Source organism: Streptomyces sp. STAM6, from assembly GCF_054963715.1.
Genome location: NZ_JBUEFZ010000002.1, coordinates 1 through 18,208, shown reverse-complemented (window position 1 = coordinate 18,208; position 18,208 = coordinate 1). Strand labels below are relative to the sequence as shown.

The following is an 18,208-nucleotide window of genomic DNA, read 5'->3' as shown; positions in this document are numbered from 1 at the left end:
ACGGAGGGCCACACCATGATGAAGGACGCCACGCTGAAGGCCGTCGCCGCGACGCAGGTCTACGTGGGCCACTGGGCCAACACCCGCGTCGAGAAGATGAAGGCCCGCAGGGACCGGGGCCAGGGCGCGATCGAGTACGTGGGCATCACGATTCTGGTGGTGGCGATCGTGGTGGCCGTGATGAACACGAAGATGGGCGAGCAGATCGCCAACACGTTCACGGAGAAGATCAACGAGGTACTCGGCGGGTGATCTCATTCTCCACTCGTAAGGAGTCAGGGCAGGCCGCACCGCTGTACATCATGGCGGTGGTCGGCCTGCTCTTTCTTGCGTTGGTCTTCTTCGCGTTCGGGCAGGCCGACGTCACGCGCAATGGTGCCCAGTCCGCCGCCGACGCGGCAGCGCTGGCTGCCGCACGGGAGTCCCGGGACCAGTTCGAGGACGGTTTCCTGGCGGGGATTCTGGACCCCGACTACCTCGACGACGTCTTCAACGGTGATGTGATCGGCACGGCGAACGGCTGTGCCGCCGCCGGTCGTTTCGCGGCGCAGAACAAGGCCCAGATCTCCGGCGACGGTTGCGGCTGGGCGAGCGGTGGGCGGTGGGGCTTCACCGTCGAGGTCAGGTCGCAGAAGTCGATGGGCGACAGCGTTATCGACGGCACGGAAGACATGCACGCGCAAGCCGTTGCGACCGCCCTGGTGGAACCACGCTGCACCTTCGAGGCCAACGAGCAGGGTGACCCGCCGGATGACGGGGACGAGGGCGAAGAGCAGCCCGTCTCTCCGGGTGAAATCGTCTGCGACGGCGAAACGTGGAGCATCGATCCGGAAAACCTGGAATTGCTGCCCGAGATGTCGGATCTTTTCAGCGTCAGGCTGGCCGAGGACTGACCCACCGCGAAATGACGAACGCAGAGGAATAGTGATCATGGGAAATCGGCACGTAGGGACCGTGCGCCGGACTGGCGTGGCTGTCCTCCTGGCAGTGAGCCTCGCCTTCACGGCGGCCGCCTGTGGTGGTGACGAGGGCGCAAAGGCCAAGGAGGACAACAGTGCCAAGTCTTCGGCTCCTGCCGCCAACACTGGAGCACCGACCGACCCGGGGAAGACGTATCCGGATACGAGCAAGGTCCTAGCCACGCTCAAGGGTGACCAGGACGTTGAGATGGTCATTCACGAAGTGAAGCGTGACGACGGTGGATTCGTTACGGTGAGTGGCCGTCTGAAGAACAACGGCAGCTCGCTGTACACCACGCCCGTGCAGTGGAGTGGTCAGGAAACCGAGGTCGCGCGAACAGGGCGATCAATGGCTGCGATGACCCTGGTGGACTCGAAGGAGAAGAAGCGCTACTACGTGCTGCGCGACACAGATAACCGCCCACTCACCACCAGTGGTTACAAGCCCAGCATCGCCGCCGGTCAGAGCATGGACTTCTTCGCCCAGTTCCCCGCGCCACCGCAGACCACCACGACGGTTGCCCTCCAGTTCCCCGGTTTCCCCAACGCGCCGATTGAGATCTCCTGATGAGGGCCGTCACCACCCGCCTCACGGTGGCCGCATTCAGCGGCGCGCTCGTTCTCGTGCTCGGGCCGGCCGGTCAGGCGTTCGCGGAGGACAGTCCGTATCCCTCGCCGTCCGCCGCGCCGCCCGTGCAGGTCGATCCCAATGACTCGGACCTGAAGCTGCCCGACGGGGCGACCCTCGCCGCGCCGAAGGTGCTGGACATCAAGTCGGTGGTCGAGGACCTCGCCGGTGAGGAGCGGCGCGAGGACACGAACGCGGACATCAAGTTCGCGCTGCAGGCGGAGGTCCTCTTCGGCAAGGACAGTGCCGCCCTGTCCGGTACGGCCAACGCCCGGATCGCCGCCATCGCGGCGGAGATCAAGAAGCAGGACGCCAAGAAGGTCCGGGTCTTCGGCTTCACCGACGACCTCGGGTCCGCCGCGCATGGTGATGTGCTGTCCAAGCAGCGTGCCGAGGCCGTGCACAACGTGCTGTCGAAGGAGCTGGCGTCGGCCGGGATCACGTACGAGATCCGGGGTTATGGGGAGCAGTACCCGATCGCCGACAACAGCACCGAGGAGGGCCGCAAGAAGAACCGCCGCGTGGAGGTCTCCTTCCAGCGTGGCGCGGAAGGGAGCTGACGGGCCGGCGGCAGCGGCGGCAGCGGTTGCACCGGCGGATGTGGAGGGCCCACGGGCCCGGGCGGGCGGATTTGAGCCCGGGCCTGGGCCCGCGGGCCCAAGACTGGGGCCGCGGCGGCTTCTAGCGTCGCCCGTATGTTGTCTCCGGGGGTCGTACGTCGGGTTCGTCGTCGGGTGCGGGCATGGATGCCGTGTACCGGGACGAGACTGCTGGGGCTGCGCAGGACGCAGGCGGGGCAGTCGACACTGGAGTACGTCGGGCTCGTCGCCGTCGTCGTGGCCATCGTGGGCGCGCTGCTGGCGACGGGGCTCGGCCCGACGATCGCCGAGGAACTGCGTACGCAGGTGTGCCGCGTCACGGGGGGCGGCAACTGCGGGGGCGGCGGTGAGCCGCGGGCGCAGGACGACCCCGGAGGCGGCGATCCCGGACAGCCGGTCGCCGACGGCGACGGCGATGGTGAGGGCGACGCCGATGTCGACACCGACACCGACACCGGCGACGGCACCGACGGTGACACCAGGACGCCCGCCCAGATCGAGTACGAGCAGGCCCTCAAGGCCCTCCAGGACGCACAGGCCGCAGAGAAGGCCGACCGGGACAAGGCGATCGAGGCCGCCAAGGAGCTCGCCAAGATCCTCGCCGAGGAACTCGGCATCACGGACGCCGTCGACTGCATCACCAAGGGCGACACGGGCGCCTGCACCGAGACGCTGATCAACGTTCTGACCAGTCTGATCGGCGGCGCTGTGGGCAAGCTGGCCGCGAAGTACGGCGCGCCGTGGAAGTGGAAGAAGGCCGTCGAGCTGGTCCGCAAGCTCAAGAAGCACGGCGGCGATCTGTACGACGGGCTCACCGGGCTGGTCAGGAACCGCAAGAAGGTTGCCGAGGCGCAGGACCGGCTCAACGACGCGAAGAAGAAGTGGGACCCGGACAAACAGAACAAACCGATCACGTGTCCGGTCGGCCACAGCTTCCCGCCCGGGACCCGGGTGCTCGTCGCCGGGGGGATCGGTGTGCCGATCGAGTCCGTGCGCATCGGGGACACGGTGGTCGCGACCGATCCCGTCAGCGGGCTCACCGTGCCGCGCACCGTCACCCGCACGTTCACGACGCACGACGACAAGCACTTCACGCGTCTGACGACGTCCGCCGGGACGGTCACGGCCACCGACACGCACCCGTTCTGGCTGACCGGCGAGAAGCGGTGGGCGGAGGCGGGGGAGATCTCGGCCCGGGACACGCTCAGGCTTCCGGGCGGCGGCACGCTGGAGGTCGTCGCGGTCACCCGGTTCACCCGGCGTCAGGTCACCCACGACCTGACGGTCGACGGCCTGCACGCGTACTACGTCGGGTTCGGCCCGTCCGCGTACGCACTGGTGCACAACAACCAGTGCGAGTGGGAGACGGCCCCGGGCGTGAAGGGTCCTGCGGCCGGCAAGACCCTGAAGCCGCCGCACGACCGGCACACCGTCGCCGGGGCGAAGCACGGGAAGGTGGGCGAGAAGAACACCGTCATCCTCAAGGGCAACGAGAAGGCGGTGCAGGACGACATCAAGGGCATCGCGGAGGGCAGGGCGAAGCTGCTCGAGGACAGGAACACCTATGAGATCAACGGCCGCCGCTACCGGGTCGAACCGAATGGCCGTACCTTCCCCGTCTCCGGCACGGGACTCGTCGAGATGGACCGCAATGAGTACGCGGCACTGAAGGAGATCGCCAAAGCGGGTGGCGACCTGTCCAAGGTCGAGGCGTTCAAGCACCATCCCCGCTTCAAGGACCATCCTGAGGTCGTGGAAAAGGCCAAGAAGGTGTACGACGGGACCTATCAGTGATCTACAACTTCCTCACCGTGGACCGTCCGGCGCCCGGCGCGATGGCGGCGGCGCTGGCCAGGGTGCTCGGCGTTCCGCCCGCGCGGGTCGACGTCGCCGACCAGGACGGTGACCAGGAGAACCGCGACTGGGAAGCGGCGGTGCTCTGCGGGTACGAGACGATGACCGGCGACCTGGCCCTGTCCTGGGACGTTTCGGTCACCGACGCCGTGCCCGGCCCGCCGGACGAGCCGACGGCGGCGAGGCGGCTCGCGGCAGTGATCGGCACGACGGTGCTGTATCCGGCGACCGATCTGCTGGCGCCTTCGGCGTACTGGGCCGCCACGCCCGAGGGGACGGTGACCCGCGCCCGGGTGTATGCCTCGGACGACGCCGAGCCGGTCTACACGGTGGACGCGGTCGAAGCGCCCGTCCCGCAGTTGCCCTCTGCCCGCGTCCACCTGCTGCCCGAGGTCTTCCACGCGGAGAGCATCGCCGTGCCGACCACCGAGGCATTCGTCGCGGCCACGGACCCGGACCGGGCCGCGCCCGCCGACAGCCCGGCCAACCGTGCACGCGAGACGCTGCTGCTCTGGGAGCGGCTGGTGCGCCGTATGGCGGCCGACTGGGCGCCCACGGGTCTCTACACCGCGGAGCTGTACCTGGAGGACCTGCGCTGCCGCGACCGGCTGGCCCAGCACCTGGTCTCCGCTCCGTCGGAGCTTCGTGCGCCGCTCGCCGGGGCCGCGGCCGAGGCCGACGCCGTATTCCGCGAGCACACCCGGGACGACGGCGGGGCCCTGCTGGGCGCGCTGACGAAATCCGGTTCGGCGGTGCTGGACCGCGGCTGGTGGTGGCACCGCCGGCCCGTTCGGGTGCCGTGGCCGAGTGGGGACGGCCCGTCGACATAATCGATCGCATGTCCCCACAGCAGGATCAGCAGGCCCGTGTCCGGACGGCGTCCGGCCACACCGTGGCACTGGGCGGATACGCCGCGGTGCGTCTGGTGGGCGTGGCGGTCCTCGCGATCGCCGCCGCCGCGGCGGGAGAGGACGCCTTCCACCGGCTCAAGGGGCGCTGGGACGCGGTCTGGTACGTCCGCATCGCCGAGCAGGGGTACGGCCACGAGGTCCGGCTCCCCGACGGCAGTGTCCACTCCGACCTGGCGTTCTTCCCGCTGTTGCCGGCTCTGGAGCGGGGCCTGTCGGAGGTGCTGCCGGTCGGTGCCGCGACGGCCGGGCTGCTCGTCTCCTGGGCGGCGTCGCTCGCCGCCGCCTGGGGGATCTACGAGGTCGGCGCCCGGTGCGCGGGGCGGCGGGCCGGAGTGGTGCTGGCCGTGCTGTGGGGTGTGTACCCGACGGCGTTCGTGCAGTCGATGGCGTACACGGAGACGCTGTTCACCGCGCTCGCGGCCTGGTCGCTGTACGCGGTGCTGCGCGGCCGGTGGATCTGGGCGGGCGTCCTGTCCGTGCTGGCGGGGCTCACCCGGCCGTCGGCCGCCGCGCTGATCGCGGCGATCGGGGTCACGGCGGTGGTGACGGTCGTCAAGGAGCGGCGGCTGGACGTCCGGACGGCCGCGGGGGTGCTCCTCGCGCCGCTGGGCTGGCTCGGTTACGTCGTGTTCGTCGCCGTGCGGGAAGGCGGCGCCACCGCCTATTTCGACGTGCAGGCCGCCTGGGGCAACAGCATCGACGGGGGCGTGGCGCTCGCCCGGTTCGTGGGCGAGAACCTGACCGGGCCGCATCCGCTCGCGGGGGTCGGGCTGTGCGCGGTGCTGGTCCTGCTCGGCTGGGTGGTGTGGCTGTGCGTGAAGCAGCGTCAGCCGCTGCCCGTGCTCGTCTACACCCTCGCGGTGGTCGTCGTCTCGCTCGTCGGCGCCGCCTACTTCGGCTCCCGGCCCCGCCTGATCATGCCCGCGTTCCCGCTGCTGCTCCCGGCGGCGGTCGCCCTGGCGCGGCTGCGGGACCGTGTCCTGGTCCTGGTGCTGGCGGCACTGGCGCTCGCCTCGGGGGCGTACGGGGCGTTCACGCTGCTCGGGCCGGGGCCGCCGTAGCGCGCCGGCGACCGGCGGGGATTGGGCCCGTGGGCCCATGCGCGGGTGCGAACCACGTTGTTAGCGTCCGGACATGAGCAGGTGTGGCAGGCGTACGACGATCGCGGCGGCCGCCGCCGTTCTCGCGGTGGTGCTGTCGGGGTGCGGCGGCCAGAACGCGGGCGGGGCCCGGGCGGACAAGGGCCCGGCGAGCCCGCGGCCACCGGCGGCCGTGACACCCGATACCGCCACCCCCGGTACCGCGGCACCGGCACCACCCGGAGCCACTCCGCCGCAGGCCGCGCCCGCGTCCGGCGGCGGCCGGGTCCTCGGCCGGGCCGAGCTGGAGAAGGCCGTCCTCGCCACGGCCGACGTATCGGGCTACACCGTGACCGTCATGGAGCCGCCGCCCGCCCGGGGCGAGATCCCCGACAAGGCCGAGTGCCTCCCCCTCACCGCGCTGATCAACGGCAAGCCGGAGCCTGGACTGCGGGCCGCCGCGTACCGGCAGATCACCGGGGCGAACGCGGAGAGCCGGCCGGCCGTCTCGGAGTTCCTCACCTCGCACGGGGCGCGGGCCGCGGCCACGGTGCTCAGCCGGCTGAGGGCGGCGGTCGGCGCGTGCCGGGACGGCTTCACCACCCGCACGACGAGCGGCCCGTCCACATACCGCGGCGTGCGGGAACTGCCGCCCGTGCGGGCGGGCGACGACAGCCTCGCCTACCAGGTGACGGCCGACTTCGAGGGCGATCCGGTTCCGCTGGTGTTCCATGTGGTCCGCTCGGGCGCCACGGTGGCCACCTTCTACACCGCGAACCTGGAGGGACCCGCCACGCCGCGGACGCCGCCCGCGCTGATCACCGCCCAGGCCGCCAAGCTCAGCTGACGGCGAGACGCACGCCCGGCCGCAGTCCCCACCGCTCCATCGCACCGGCTTCCGCCTCCAGCACGTGACGGGCCCGCGGCCGGGGCAGCCCGAGGCGGCCGGGCCGCATCGTCACCACGTCGACCACCCGCAGCTCCTTGTCCAGGTACGCCACGTCGATGGTGAAGCGCATCCGGAAGGTGTGGACGCTGTTGCAGGGGCTGAGGAGCATCGCGCCCTCGATGCCGTCCCGCCCCAGCAGCCCACGCCGGCGCGTCCCGAAGGACGCGGCGATCTCGACCGGTACCGGCTCGTCCCGGCCCGGAACGCTCAACAGGCCCGTGCCGCTTCGCCATTTCCCCATGGGCGACGACCGTAGCGTGGGCCCCGGACGCACGGGAGTGGGCCCACGGGCCCATGACCGGCGGGACGCGCCGACCTATGGTCTGCCTCGTGTACGCCACGCTGATCGCCCTCGCCGCCCTGTGGGGCGCCGCCGCCGGGCTGCTCGTGCCGCGCGCCGCGTACCGGCTGTCCGTCGAGCCGGAGGAGGCCTGGCGGGACGGCTGCCCGGCCGGACACCCCTTCACCGGGCCCGCCCGCGGCTGGCTCGGCACCGCGCGGTGCGCGGCGTGCGCGGTCGCCGTCCCGGCGGGCGCCGGCGGGCCGGGCGGGGAGCCGGGCGGTGCGTCCACGGCCGGTACCGTCGCACCGGCCGTCGCCACCCCGGTGGTCACCGCGGCGGCGTGCGCCGCGCTCGCCGCCGCCACCGGGTCCCGTCCCGAACTCGCGGTGTGGCTGCTGGTGGCGCCCTTCGCCGTTCTGCTCGCGGCCGTCGACCTGCGCGTGCACCGGCTGCCCGACGGGCTCACCCTGCCGCTGGCCGCCGCTGCCGCCGCCCTGCTGGGGGGCGCCGCGCTGCTGCCCGCGCACGCCGGTTCGTGGACGGACGCGCTGCTCGGCGGACTCGCCCTCGGAGCCGCCTACTTCGTCCTCTTCCTCGTCAACCCCCACGGCATGGGCTTCGGCGATGTGAAACTCGCCCTCGCCCTCGGGGTGGCGCTCGGCTGGTACGGCTGGGGGATCCTCTTCGCGGGGGCCTTCGCCGGATTCCTGTTCGGTGCGGTGTACGGGCTGGGGCTCGTGGTGCTGCGCCGGGCGAACCGCAAGACCGCCATCCCGTTCGGACCGTTCATGATCGGCGGGGCGTTCCTGGGCGTCCTGCTCGGCGCGCTGGCCGCCGTACCCGCGTAACGGCCCGTGTCCGACGGCCGGACCGGCCGCGACGCCGCCGGCCACCAGGAAGACGGCCCTCCCGAGACCGCGCCGACCGCGCCGACCCCGCCGACCGCGCCGACCTCGCCGACCGCGCCGACCTCGCCGACCGCCCGGGCGGTCGCGCCCTCGGGGATGTCCGCCGGCTCGTGCCGGGCTCGCGACGCGCGCCGGCTCCTCCGTGGCCTCCAAGGCCGGGGAGGTACCTCCCTCGCGTCGACTCGCTCCTCCGCCTCGGGTCCGAAGCCGCGGCAGTGACTTCGGCCGCTCCGCGGCGGGCGCTCCCTGATCCAGCCTGATCCACCGGACACCCCCTAGCATGCGGGCGTATGCGGACATTCCCTGACAATGAGGCCCGGGAGGCGGCGCGGACCGCTGTCCCGGCCCCCACCAAAGGCCCCGCCGGAACACCGGCCATCCGCCGGCTCCCCGCGGCCCTCCTCCCCTGGGGGTGGGCCGCGGTCCTCTTCGCCCTCTACGCGACCGTCGCCCTGCGCCGCCACGCCCTGCTCCGGACCACCGGCTACGACCTGGGCATCTTCGAACAGGCGATCAGCGCCTACGCGCAATTCCGCGCCCCCCTCGTCCCGTTGCGCGGCGAGGGCTTCAACCTGCTCGGCGACCACTTCCACCCCCTCCTCGCCGCGCTCGCCCCGCTCTACCGGCTCTGGCCGTCCCCGCAGTGCCTGCTCGTCGCCCAGTCCGCGCTGCTCGCCCTCGCCGTCGTCCCGCTCGCCCGCTGGGCCGCCCGGGCCCTCGGCCGCCGCCCCGCCCACGCAGTCGCCGCCGCGTACGGGCTGAGCTGGGGCATCGCATCGGCCGCCGCCTTCGACTTCCACGAAGTCGCCCTCGCCGTACCGCTGCTCGCCTGGTGCCTCGAAGCCCTCGCCCACCGGCGCTGGCGCGCCGCCGTCGCCTGGGCCGCCCCTCTCCTGCTCGTCAAGGAGGACCTCGGGCTGACCCTCGCCGCCGTCGGCGTGTACATCGCCATCAAGGGGCCGCACCGGCTCGGCGCCGTCACCGCCGCCGCCGGACTGGTCGCGGCCGCCGCGGAGATCAAGCTGCTGCTGCCCGCGTTCCACCCCGGCGGCGGCTACGCCCACGGCGGCAACCTCGCCGAGGGCTACGACTCACTGCTCTCCACCCTCGCCCACGCCCCGCTCGACGCCCTGCGCCCCGACATCAAGGCCATGACCCTCGTCCTGGTCTTCGCCCCCTCCGCGCTGCTCGCCCTGCGCTCACCGCTCTCGCTGCTCGCCGTACCCACCCTGGCCTGGCGGATGATGTCGCAGAACGGCTTCCACTGGGGCACGGCCTTCCACTACAGCGCCGTCCTGATGCCGATCGTCATCGCCGGGCTGATCGACGCGCTCAGCCGCTGGCGCGGCGGCGACCATCCCCTGGCGGCCCGCCACATCAGAGCCTCCCTCGCCACCGTTCTGGCCGTGACGCTGGTGATGCTGCCGTCCTTCCCGCTGGCCCAGCTCCTCCAGCGGGCCACCTGGCGCACCACACCGCACATCGAGGCCGCCCGGGCCCTGCTCGCCGAGATCCCCGACGGGGCGACCGTCGCCGCCTCCAACCGGCTGGTACCGCAGCTCACTTCGCGCTGCACCGTGGTCCTCTTCCCGACCTTCCCGGTGGAGGGGCGGCTGTACGAGTACGACAGGAAGCGCCTCCCCCCGCCGACCGCCGAGTGGATCATCCACGACCGGCAGGCCCCGGAGGCTTGGCCGTACCGCACCGGCCACTGGCCCTACCCGGTCGAGCAGCAGGAGGCGGAACTGGCCGCCGCGCGGAAGAAGCACGGCTACGAACTCGTCGCCAGGCGCGACGGCATCACCCTGCTCCGGCTCACGCGTGCGGACCGACGGTGACCTGCCCCACCGTCAGTGCGGCCGTCCCCTCCAGGACCTCACCCACCCGCTCGGCCTGTCCGGCCAGCTCACGCCGCTGCCTCGCGCCGAGTTTCCCGATCGGCTCCACCGTCACGGCGATCCGCCGCCCCGAGCGGCGGTGGTGCCACACCCCCGCCACCTCCCCGTCGACCAGGACCACCGGGAAGTTCCCCGCCTGCCCGCCGGCCAGCGCCCGCTGGTACGCCGCGCCGGGGAAGAGCCGCTCGCGGGGGTACGAGGCGATGGCGAACGCGTCGAAGTACGGGAGCAGCCGCACCCCGCGCGCCGGCCCGTCCGGGAACGAGGTGTCGCCCCCGGCCACCCACGCCGGCTCGTCCTCGAACAGCACCTCCTCGATCTCCCCTCCCACCGCGAGCGAGGCGAACACGTCCGCCGCCCACGCCTTCGGCGCCCCCAGCCACCTGGCGAAGTGCGCCGGGGTCGCCGGCCCGTACGCGTACAGGAACCGCCGCAGGAGCCGCGCCGACGCGGCCGGGCCGGCCATCGGGGTGACCCCGGGGTTGGTGTAGGTGACTCTGCGGCCCCGGTTCGGGCCGAAGCACAGCACCCCCCGGTGCGCGGCCGTGTGCATCACCTGGCGCCAGCGCGGCCACTTGTCCTGGAAGGCTTCCATCACCCGCTCCCCGGCCCACGGCCCGGTGCGCGCCACGATCGCGTCGGTCAGCTCGTCCACCGTCAGCGCGGTGCCCGTGAGCGCGTCCCCGATCGCCGCGACGACCTCGTCGGTCTGGCGCCGCGACAGCCGCACGTCGGGCGGCATCGGGCTCGGGCCGGGCGGGACCGACGACAGTGCGCCCGTCCACATCGGCAGATCGGTGGCCGGCAGCAGATGAACGGTGCCGCGCGGCCCGTGCGTCTTCACCAGCGCGTGCTCCGACCACAGCGCGTCGCGCACATCGGCCCGGGTGGCGCCCGCCAGGCGCAGCGCGACCGACAGCTCCGCGGACGACAGCACCTGAGCGTGCGCGGCGAGCATCGCGCCGGTCACGGCGGCGGGTGAGGAGCCGTCGGCCGGACGGTCCAGGTGCTGCCGCTCGATCCGCCGCGCGTTGGCCGGGGCCCAGGTCACCCGAGGTGTGGTCGTCATGACAGGACCGTAGGCCGGGAATAGGACAAGGGCTGTCCGCCTTGCCGTAGCGTACGGCCGGTCCGGCACACGGTCCGGCACACGGTCCGGCAAGCGGGCGGTGACGGGGAGGAGTTGGCGATGGCCAAGGGCAGGACGGCCTACGGCTGCGGGCTCGAGGCGGCCGTGGACGTGGTCGGCGGCAAGTGGAAGCCGCTGATCCTGTGGGCGCTGCACGCGCACGGCGCCACCCGCTTCGGGGAGCTGAGGCGGCAGGTGCCGGGCGTCAGCGAGAAGGTGCTGATCCAGCAGCTGCGGGAGCTGGAGGCCGACGGGGTGGTGCACCGCGAGGTCTACCGGGAGGTTCCGCCGCGCGTCGAGTACTCACTGACCGGCCTGGGCGAGGCGCTGAACACCGCACTGCTGCCGCTCGGCGCATGGGGAGACACCTTCATGGAGCAGATCATCGCCCTCAAACAGCGCGGCACGACAGCGGCCTGAGGTGCCGGTGGGGTGGCCGTCAACCGGGCGCCCTCGGGCGCGGGTCCCCCTTGGGGAGTACAGGGAACGGCTCGATCCCGTGCTCGCAGCGCTGTCCGGTGTTTTCGGAGCGTAATTGCGGCCTGTCGCTGCACCCGCCAGTCCTTACGAAGGGTTATGGTGGAAACCCCCCCTCGGGCCGGTCCGTATCCCCCCACGGACCGGCCCGTTTTCTCTTCCCGCCCCGGCAGGCGGCTTTCGGTCAGCTCCGGGCGGCCCAGATGTTGGTCCCCGCGGTGTCCACCGCGAAGGAGTCGATCTCCTTCAACTCCTCCTCGGACAGCGGCGAGCCGGCCAGCGCCCCGATGTTCTCCTCCAGCTGCGCCACGCTCGACGCGCCGATCAGGGCCGACGTCATCCGTTCGTCCCGCAGCACCCAGCTCAGCGCCAGCTGCGCCAGCGACTGACCGCGCCGCCGGGCGATCTCGTGGAGCCCGTGCAGCCGCCGCACGACGTCCTCGGAGAGGAGGTTCGGGTCCAGGGACTTGCCCTGGGTGGCCCGCGAACCCTCCGGGATGCCCTTGAGGTACTTGTCGGTGAGCAGGCCCTGGGCGAGCGGTGCGAAGGAGATGCAGCCCATGCCGGCCGCCTCCAGCGTGTCGAGGAGCGCGTCCTCCTCGGTCCAGCGGTTGATCATCGAGTACGACGGCTGGTGGATCAGGGCCGGCACGCCCATCTCCCTCAGCAGCCCGGCGGCCTCGGCGGTCTGCTCGCTGCTGTACGACGACACGCCCACGTACAGCGCCTTGCCCTGCTGCACGGCGGACGCGAGGGCGCCCATCGTCTCCTCGAGGGGGGTGTTCCGGTCGAAGCGGTGCGAGTAGAAGATGTCGACGTAGTCCAGGCCCATCCGCTTCAGCGAGGCGTCGAGCGAGGACAGCAGGTACTTGCGGGAGCCCCACTCGCCGTACGGCCCGGGGTGCATCAGATACCCCGCTTTGGTCGAGATGACCAGTTCGTCACGGTAGGGTGCGAAGTCCTGCGCGAAGATCTTGCCGAAGTTCAGCTCGGCCGACCCGGGCGGAGGGCCGTAGTTGTTCGCCAGGTCGAAGTGCGTCACACCGAGATCGAACGCGCGCCGCAGGATCGCGCGCTGCGAGGACAGCGCGCGGTCGTCGCCGAAGTTGTGCCACAGGCCCAGGGAAATCGCGGGCAGCTTGAGCCCGCTGCGGCCGGTGCGGCGGTACTCCATGGAGTCGTAGCGGTCGCCGGCCGGGTGGTAGGAGGGGGTTTCAGTCACGTCTCACTCCTTATCACGGACTTGTGACAGACCGGGTTGGGCCGCCGTGACCCCCGCCCAGTAATGTGGCGGCTTCGGGGACGGCCGCGACGCTCAGGGGTCGAGCTGTGCCGCATTCCCCCGGGGCCGGCGTCCGGCACCCCCTGTCGGGGACGGACGGGCCCGCACGAAATCGAGAGGTGAGATCGGTGAACTTGCGCGACCTGGTGTACAGGCTCTACGCACGCCGGGTGGAGGGCCGCCTCGACCATGCCCAGGTGCCCAAGCACATCGGCGTCATCCTCGACGGCAACCGGCGCTGGGCGAAGGCGTCCGGCGGCACCCCCGAGCAGGGTCACAAGGCGGGCGCGAGCAAGATCCAGGAGCTGCTCGGCTGGTGCGCCGAGACCGACGTCGAGGTCGTCACGCTCTGGATGCTGTCCACCGACAACCTGAACCGACCCGAGGAACAGCTCGTGCCCCTGCTCGGCATCATCGAGGACGCCGTGCGCGCCCTCGCCGCCGACGGCCGCTGGCGTGTGCACCACGTGGGCACCCTGGACCTGCTGCCCGCGCGCACCCAGTCGGTGCTCAAGGAGGCCGAGCAGGCCACCCGCGACCACACCGGGATACTCGTGAACGTCGCCGTCGGCTACGGCGGCCGGCAGGAGATCGCCGACGCGGTCCGCTCGCTGCTCCTGGAGCACGCCGAGAAGGGCACCAGCTTCGAGGAGCTGGCCGAGATCGTGGACATCGACCACATCTCCGAGCACCTCTACACCCGTGGCCAGCCCGACCCCGACCTGGTCATCCGCACCAGCGGCGAGCAGCGCCTGTCGGGGTTCATGCTCTGGCAGAGCGCCCACTCGGAGTACTACTTCTGCGAGGTCCACTGGCCGGCCTTCCGCAAGGTCGACTTCCTGCGGGCACTGCGCGACTACGCGGCCCGCCACCGGCGCTACGGCACCTGACGGGCCCTCCGGCGGACTCGGTCAAGGCCTGTTCACCCACGCGTCGTCATATGCCATGGCATGGCGGCGCGTGTTCGAGGGAATATCCCTCCCAGAGCGAGTGGCATGGAGTCCGCTCGCCCGGGAGGCCCTTTGCACCAGGACGACCGTGCAGGACGTGTGCGGACGACGCGGAGGGCCGGTGTCCGGCCCGCGCATCGCGGCCCGATCCCGGCCCCATCCCCCCGCGACGTTGTCGCAGTCGCACCCCGACCTGATCCGAGGGGGTACGTCCTTCCGTGGTGACCAGCACAAAGCGCCGCCTCAACGACCGGCGCACCTATGTTCTCGACACCAGCGTCCTGCTTGCCGACCCCGGTGCCATGGCCCGCTTCGACGAGCACGAAGTCGTGCTCCCGATCGTCGTGGTCACGGAGCTGGAGGCCAAGAGGAACCACCCGGAACTCGGCTACTTCGCCCGTCAGGCGCTGCGCCTGCTGGACGACTTCCGCATCCGGTACGGCCGCCTCGACGCACCGCTCCCCATCGGGGACCTCGGCGGGACCCTGCGCGTGGAGCTCAACCACTCGGATCCCGGCGTCCTCCCCGCCGGCTACCGCCTCGGCGACAACGACTCGCGGATCCTCGCGGTCGCCCGCAACCTGCAGGCCGAGGGGTACGACGTCACCGTCGTCTCCAAGGACCTCCCGCTGCGGATCAAGGCCTCCTCCGTCGGCCTCCTCGCCGAGGAGTACCGCGCGGAACTCGCCATCACGGACTCCGGCTGGACCGGGATGTCCGAACTGTCCCTCTCCGCCGAACAGGTGGACCTGCTGTACGGCGAGGAGACGCTGTACGTGCCGGAGGCGGCCGGACTGCCCGTGCACACGGGCCTCGTCCTGCAGTCGGAGCGCGGCAAGGCGCTCGGCCGGGTCACCGCCGAAGGCAACGTACGCCTGGTGCGCGGGGACCGGGAGGCGTTCGGCATCCGCGGGCGCAGCGCCGAGCAGCGCATCGCCCTCGACCTCCTCCTCGACCAGGACGTCGGCATCGTCTCCATGGGAGGCCGGGCCGGCACCGGAAAGTCCGCTTTGGCCCTGTGTGCCGGTCTGGAAGCGGTCCTGGAGCGCCGGCAGCACCAGAAGGTGATGGTCTTCCGGCCGCTGTACGCGGTCGGGGGCCAGGAGCTCGGCTATCTGCCCGGCACCGAGGCCGAGAAGATGAGCCCCTGGGCGCAGGCCGTCTTCGACACCCTCTCGGCGGTGGCGGGACGCGAGGTCATCGAGGAGGTGCTGGGCCGCGGGATGCTGGAGGTGCTGCCGCTCACCCACATCCGCGGCCGCTCCCTGCACGACGCGTTCGTCATCGTCGACGAGGCACAGTCACTGGAACGGAACGTCCTGCTGACCGTGTTGTCCCGGATCGGGGCGAATTCGCGGGTCGTTTTGACCCATGATGTCGCCCAGCGCGACAACCTCCGGGTCGGCCGGTACGACGGAGTCGTCGCCGTGGTCGAGAAACTGAAGGGTCATCCGCTCTTCGCCCATGTCACGCTCACCCGTTCCGAGCGCTCCCAGATCGCGGCGCTCGTGACCGAAATGCTGGAGGACGGGCAGATCTGAGGCGATTCAACGCCGTATATCCTCCTTCGGGTTGGCGCCGCCCGGCAAAGCGCGAGAGCTTAGCCGGGCGGCGCCGTGCTGCGCGCCCCTTTCGCCAAAACTCCTGTGACGAAAGGGGTGTGAGCTTTCACACGTAACGATTAATTGCCTTGCGGCATCGGGTTCGGGCAAAGTTTTGCTTCCGTCAGGCCCCGCATACGGCACACGTGCATCTCCAGGGATGTCGCACCACACAACTCAAGACTCGTCCGCCGTATGCCGCCCGAAGAACCACGCGGCGCTCTCCCCAGGGGAGTCGCCCACCGGGCCCGTGTCCCCCGTGACCGTCAGTGGGGGGACCAGCGTCAGGGGCACGATTTCGCCCGCGAGGTCACCTAAGCGGGCGATGCTGGAAGGAAACCGTGTGAGCCGGATCTCGGTCCGGGGATTCGCGGTGGCATCGGCCACCGCGGTCACCACTGTGGGCGCCGTCGTGGGCGTGGCCTCGGGCAACACCCAGCCCTCGAACGACAACTTCGAGGCGGCCGCAGCCGATACGACGCTCCTGGCGGACATCCCCGTCGGACAGCAGGCCCAGGTACAGGTCTCGTCGCTGACGCAGCAGGCGGAGGCGCAGGCCGCCGCCGCGGACTCGGCAGCGCAGAAGTCCGCCGAGGAAGCGGCCCGTCTCCAGGCCGCCAAGGACGCTCAGGCGAAGAAGGAAGCGGCCGACGAGAAGGCCGAGGCGGAGCGCGAGGCCAAGGAGGCCGAGGAGCGCGCCAGCCGTTCGGCCACGCGTGACGCCACCAGCTTCGCGGTGCAGTCCTCCTACAGCATCGCCGAGGTCCAGGCGATGGCCCGCCAGATGATCCCCGGCGACCAGTTCCAGTGCTTCAGCAACATCGTGGACCACGAGTCCAGCTGGAACTACCAGGCCCAGAACCCCTCCTCCGGCGCGTACGGTCTCGTCCAGGCACTCCCGGGTTCCAAGATGTCGTCCGCCGGCGCGGACTGGCAGACCAACCCGGCCACCCAGATCAAGTGGGGCCTGAACTACATGAACGAGCGCTACGGCAGCCCCTGTGGCGCCTGGAACTTCTGGCAGGCCAACCACTGGTACTAGGCCAGTGGCCGGCAGGCCGGCGCTCAACTGTCCGGAGCCCCTCACCGTCCTACGGTGGGGGGCTCCGTGCGTGTACCGTCGGGAGCCCGTGACTCCCGGGGGAGTGGTCGGGGGGAAGAGAGAAGATCATGTCGAGAGTGCCAGGCTGGCTGGAACGGGTCGGCGCCGGCCTGTCCCGGATGGGGCAGCGGCTGCAGGAACGACGGGCGCAGGCCGAGGCGTCCGCGGCCGAGGGCGGCCCGGGCCGGCCCGAGGGCGGTCCGGCCGCCCCTCCGGCGGAGCCGGAGAGCGTACCCGCGCCCCCCTCGTACGCGCCTGCGATCGCCGCCCGGCCGGATCCGGTTGCGGCCATCCCCTGGGGTATCCGGGTGGCGGCCGAGGCCGGCTGGCGGCTGCTCGTCCTCGCCGGCACGCTCTGGGTGCTGATGAAGGTGATCAGCGAGGTCCAGCTGGTCGTGCTCGCCTTCGTCGCCTCGCTCCTCATCACCGCGCTGCTCCAGCCGACCGTGGCCCGGCTGCGTCACCTCGGCCTCCCGCGCGGGCTCGCCACCGCCGTCACCGCCATCCTCGGCTTCGTCATCATGGGGCTGATCGGCTGGTTCGTCGTCTGGCAGGTGATGGACAACCTCGACAACCTCTCCGACCGGGTCAGGGACGGCATCGAGGAGCTCAAGCGCTGGCTGCTGGACAGCCCGTTCCACGTCACCGAGCAGCAGATCAACGACATCGCCCAGAACCTCAGCGACACGATCGGCACCAACACCGAGGAGATCACCTCCGCCGGTCTGCAGGGCGTCACCGTGATGGTCGAGGTCCTCACCGGCATGCTGCTCACGATGTTCTCGACGCTCTTCCTGCTCTACGACGGGAAGAGGGTCTGGGAGTGGTGGCTGAAACTGGTGCCCGCGCAGGCCCGCCCCGGCGTCTCCGGTGCCGGACCGCGCGCCTGGCGCACCCTCACCGCCTATGTGCGCGGCACGGTGATCGTGGCGATGATCGACGCCATCTTCATCGGCCTCGGCATCTACTTCCTCGACGTGCCGCTGGCCGTGCCGCTCGGCGTCTTCATCTTCCTCTTCTCCTTCATCCCGCTGGTCGGCGCGGTCGTCTCGGGAGCGCTCGCGGTCATCGTCGGCCTGGTCACCCAGGGCGTGTTCACCGCCCTGATGGTGCTGCTCGTCGTGCTCGCGGTGCAGCAGATCGAGGGCCATGTGCTGCAGCCGTTCATTCTCGGCCGCGCGGTGCGGGTGCACCCGCTCGCCGTCGTCCTCACGGTCGCGACAGGCGGTCTCGTCGCCGGCATCGGCGGCGCGGTGGTGGCGGTCCCGCTGGTCGCCGTCACCAACACGGTGGTCGGCTACCTCCGCGCGTACAGCCAGGAACAGGCCCTGCGCCACACGCTCCCGCCGCACGGCGCGACGGCCCTGGACACGGCCCCCACTCCGCCGTACGGGCCTCCCGCCAAGGACTGACCGCGACGGGCGCCGAACAGGCGAGAAGGGCCGCCGACCCGGGTTGGCGGACCTTTTCGCCTGTGTCGGGTGGACGGCCCGTCGGTGGTGGCTACTCGGCCAGAACGGCTTCCGCGTCCAGCGTCGTGCCGACCGCCTGGATCACCGATGCGATCTTCACGGCCTCCTGGATCGTCTCGCGGTCCAC

18 protein-coding genes and 1 pseudogene are annotated in these 18,208 nt (G+C 71.4%); 15 read left to right on the top strand and 4 right to left on the bottom strand.

Annotated elements, in window-relative coordinates; genetic code table 11:
- Positions 1 to 15: 15 nt before the first annotated feature.
- The 8 genes from ACY34K_RS02500 (at position 16) to ACY34K_RS02465 (ending at position 6,877) form a co-directional block, all read left to right on the top strand.
- The gene (locus tag ACY34K_RS02500; protein WP_462742831.1) at positions 16 to 252 is read left to right on the top strand and encodes a hypothetical protein; all 237 of its coding nucleotides are present in this window, start codon (positions 16 to 18) and stop codon (positions 250 to 252) included.
- Complete coding sequence (locus tag ACY34K_RS02495; protein WP_462742828.1) at positions 249 to 893, top strand: pilus assembly protein TadG-related protein; 645 nt, start codon at positions 249 to 251, stop codon at positions 891 to 893. Before ACY34K_RS02500 ends, ACY34K_RS02495 begins: the two co-directional genes overlap by 4 nt.
- Before the next feature lie 94 nt (positions 894 to 987).
- On the top strand, positions 988 to 1,527 hold the full coding sequence (locus ACY34K_RS02490) for a hypothetical protein (protein WP_462742825.1): 540 nt from the start codon (positions 988 to 990) through the stop codon (positions 1,525 to 1,527).
- Positions 1,527 to 2,147 carry an OmpA family protein gene (locus tag ACY34K_RS02485; RefSeq protein WP_462742822.1) on the top strand — a complete coding sequence of 207 codons (621 nt, stop codon included), beginning with the start codon at positions 1,527 to 1,529 and terminating at the stop codon, positions 2,145 to 2,147. Before ACY34K_RS02490 ends, ACY34K_RS02485 begins: the two co-directional genes overlap by 1 nt.
- Before the next feature lie 186 nt (positions 2,148 to 2,333).
- The gene (locus tag ACY34K_RS02480) at positions 2,334 to 3,980 is read left to right on the top strand and encodes a polymorphic toxin-type HINT domain-containing protein (RefSeq protein WP_462742819.1); all 1,647 of its coding nucleotides are present in this window, start codon (positions 2,334 to 2,336) and stop codon (positions 3,978 to 3,980) included.
- Positions 3,977 to 4,870 (top strand): hypothetical protein, encoded by an 894-nt coding sequence (locus tag ACY34K_RS02475; RefSeq protein ID WP_462742816.1) that lies wholly within the window; start codon positions 3,977 to 3,979, stop codon positions 4,868 to 4,870. The genes ACY34K_RS02480 and ACY34K_RS02475 overlap by 4 nt, the downstream gene beginning before the upstream one ends.
- Before the next feature lie 8 nt (positions 4,871 to 4,878).
- Positions 4,879 to 6,012: a hypothetical protein gene (locus ACY34K_RS02470; protein ID WP_462742813.1), complete on the top strand. Its 1,134-nt coding sequence runs from the start codon at positions 4,879 to 4,881 to the stop codon at positions 6,010 to 6,012.
- Between the two features lie 73 nt (positions 6,013 to 6,085).
- Positions 6,086 to 6,877: a hypothetical protein gene (locus ACY34K_RS02465; RefSeq protein ID WP_462742812.1), complete on the top strand. Its 792-nt coding sequence runs from the start codon at positions 6,086 to 6,088 to the stop codon at positions 6,875 to 6,877.
- On the opposite strand, the gene ACY34K_RS02460 is transcribed toward ACY34K_RS02465, so the two are convergent.
- Positions 6,870 to 7,220 carry a DUF192 domain-containing protein gene (locus tag ACY34K_RS02460; protein WP_462742810.1) on the bottom strand — a complete coding sequence of 117 codons (351 nt, stop codon included), beginning with the start codon at positions 7,218 to 7,220 and terminating at the stop codon, positions 6,870 to 6,872. The two genes, ACY34K_RS02465 and ACY34K_RS02460, sit on opposite strands and share 8 nt — an antisense overlap.
- 89 nt (positions 7,221 to 7,309) lie before the next feature.
- Here ACY34K_RS02460 and ACY34K_RS02455 point away from each other — a divergent pair, with 89 nt between their 5' ends.
- Together ACY34K_RS02455 and ACY34K_RS02450 are read left to right on the top strand one after the other, a co-directional pair.
- Positions 7,310 to 8,110 carry a prepilin peptidase gene (locus ACY34K_RS02455; RefSeq protein WP_462742808.1) on the top strand — a complete coding sequence of 267 codons (801 nt, stop codon included), beginning with the start codon at positions 7,310 to 7,312 and terminating at the stop codon, positions 8,108 to 8,110.
- Between the two features lie 350 nt (positions 8,111 to 8,460).
- Entirely contained in the window at positions 8,461 to 10,008 is a 1,548-nt protein-coding gene (locus ACY34K_RS02450; protein ID WP_462742805.1) for a DUF2079 domain-containing protein, read from the top strand.
- Here the strand turns inward: ACY34K_RS02450 and ACY34K_RS02445 are convergent.
- Complete coding sequence (locus tag ACY34K_RS02445) at positions 9,986 to 11,137, bottom strand: winged helix DNA-binding domain-containing protein (RefSeq protein ID WP_462742801.1); 1,152 nt, start codon at positions 11,135 to 11,137, stop codon at positions 9,986 to 9,988. The two genes, ACY34K_RS02450 and ACY34K_RS02445, sit on opposite strands and share 23 nt — an antisense overlap.
- A 120-nt stretch (positions 11,138 to 11,257) precedes the next feature.
- Here ACY34K_RS02445 and ACY34K_RS02440 point away from each other — a divergent pair, with 120 nt between their 5' ends.
- Positions 11,258 to 11,617, top strand: a complete 360-nt coding sequence (locus tag ACY34K_RS02440) for a winged helix-turn-helix transcriptional regulator (RefSeq protein WP_462742798.1) — start codon at positions 11,258 to 11,260, stop codon at positions 11,615 to 11,617.
- Between the two features lie 241 nt (positions 11,618 to 11,858).
- On the opposite strand, the gene mgrA is transcribed toward ACY34K_RS02440, so the two are convergent.
- Positions 11,859 to 12,896, bottom strand: coding sequence for an L-glyceraldehyde 3-phosphate reductase (gene mgrA, locus ACY34K_RS02435; protein WP_462742795.1), 1,038 nt, complete (start codon positions 12,894 to 12,896; stop codon positions 11,859 to 11,861).
- 188 nt (positions 12,897 to 13,084) lie between these two features.
- Here mgrA and ACY34K_RS02430 point away from each other — a divergent pair, with 188 nt between their 5' ends.
- The 4 genes from ACY34K_RS02430 (at position 13,085) to ACY34K_RS02415 (ending at position 18,021) form a co-directional block, all read left to right on the top strand.
- Complete coding sequence (locus ACY34K_RS02430) at positions 13,085 to 13,846, top strand: isoprenyl transferase (RefSeq protein ID WP_462742793.1); 762 nt, start codon at positions 13,085 to 13,087, stop codon at positions 13,844 to 13,846.
- A 278-nt stretch (positions 13,847 to 14,124) separates the two neighbouring features.
- Positions 14,125 to 15,447 (top strand): PhoH family protein, encoded by a 1,323-nt coding sequence (locus ACY34K_RS02425; RefSeq protein WP_462742790.1) that lies wholly within the window; start codon positions 14,125 to 14,127, stop codon positions 15,445 to 15,447.
- Between the two features lie 403 nt (positions 15,448 to 15,850).
- Positions 15,851 to 16,549, top strand: coding sequence for an aggregation-promoting factor C-terminal-like domain-containing protein (locus ACY34K_RS02420; RefSeq protein WP_462742787.1), 699 nt, complete (start codon positions 15,851 to 15,853; stop codon positions 16,547 to 16,549).
- A gap of 128 nt (positions 16,550 to 16,677) precedes the next feature.
- Complete coding sequence (locus ACY34K_RS02415; protein WP_462742784.1) at positions 16,678 to 18,021, top strand: AI-2E family transporter; 1,344 nt, start codon at positions 16,678 to 16,680, stop codon at positions 18,019 to 18,021.
- A 91-nt stretch (positions 18,022 to 18,112) separates the two neighbouring features.
- Here ACY34K_RS02415 and ACY34K_RS02410 read toward each other — a convergent pair.
- Positions 18,113 to 18,208, bottom strand: a pseudogene (locus ACY34K_RS02410) (alkyl hydroperoxide reductase); the annotation flags it as partial.

Excerpts from the sequence above, each read along its gene's own strand:
- ACY34K_RS02500 (WP_462742831.1), top strand. The coding sequence starts at position 16 with ATGATGAAGGACGCCACGCTGAAGGCCGTCGCCGCGACGCAGGTCTAC.
- ACY34K_RS02485 (WP_462742822.1), top strand. The coding sequence starts at position 1,527 with ATGAGGGCCGTCACCACCCGCCTCACGGTGGCCGCATTCAGCGGCGCG.
- ACY34K_RS02480 (WP_462742819.1), top strand. The coding sequence starts at position 2,334 with ATGCCGTGTACCGGGACGAGACTGCTGGGGCTGCGCAGGACGCAGGCG.
- ACY34K_RS02470 (WP_462742813.1), top strand. The coding sequence starts at position 4,879 with ATGTCCCCACAGCAGGATCAGCAGGCCCGTGTCCGGACGGCGTCCGGC.
- ACY34K_RS02465 (WP_462742812.1), top strand. The coding sequence starts at position 6,086 with ATGAGCAGGTGTGGCAGGCGTACGACGATCGCGGCGGCCGCCGCCGTT.
- ACY34K_RS02460 (WP_462742810.1), bottom strand. The coding sequence starts at position 7,220 with ATGGGGAAATGGCGAAGCGGCACGGGCCTGTTGAGCGTTCCGGGCCGG.
- ACY34K_RS02450 (WP_462742805.1), top strand. The coding sequence starts at position 8,461 with ATGCGGACATTCCCTGACAATGAGGCCCGGGAGGCGGCGCGGACCGCT.
- ACY34K_RS02445 (WP_462742801.1), bottom strand. The coding sequence starts at position 11,137 with ATGACGACCACACCTCGGGTGACCTGGGCCCCGGCCAACGCGCGGCGG.
- ACY34K_RS02440 (WP_462742798.1), top strand. The coding sequence starts at position 11,258 with ATGGCCAAGGGCAGGACGGCCTACGGCTGCGGGCTCGAGGCGGCCGTG.
- ACY34K_RS02415 (WP_462742784.1), top strand. The coding sequence starts at position 16,678 with ATGTCGAGAGTGCCAGGCTGGCTGGAACGGGTCGGCGCCGGCCTGTCC.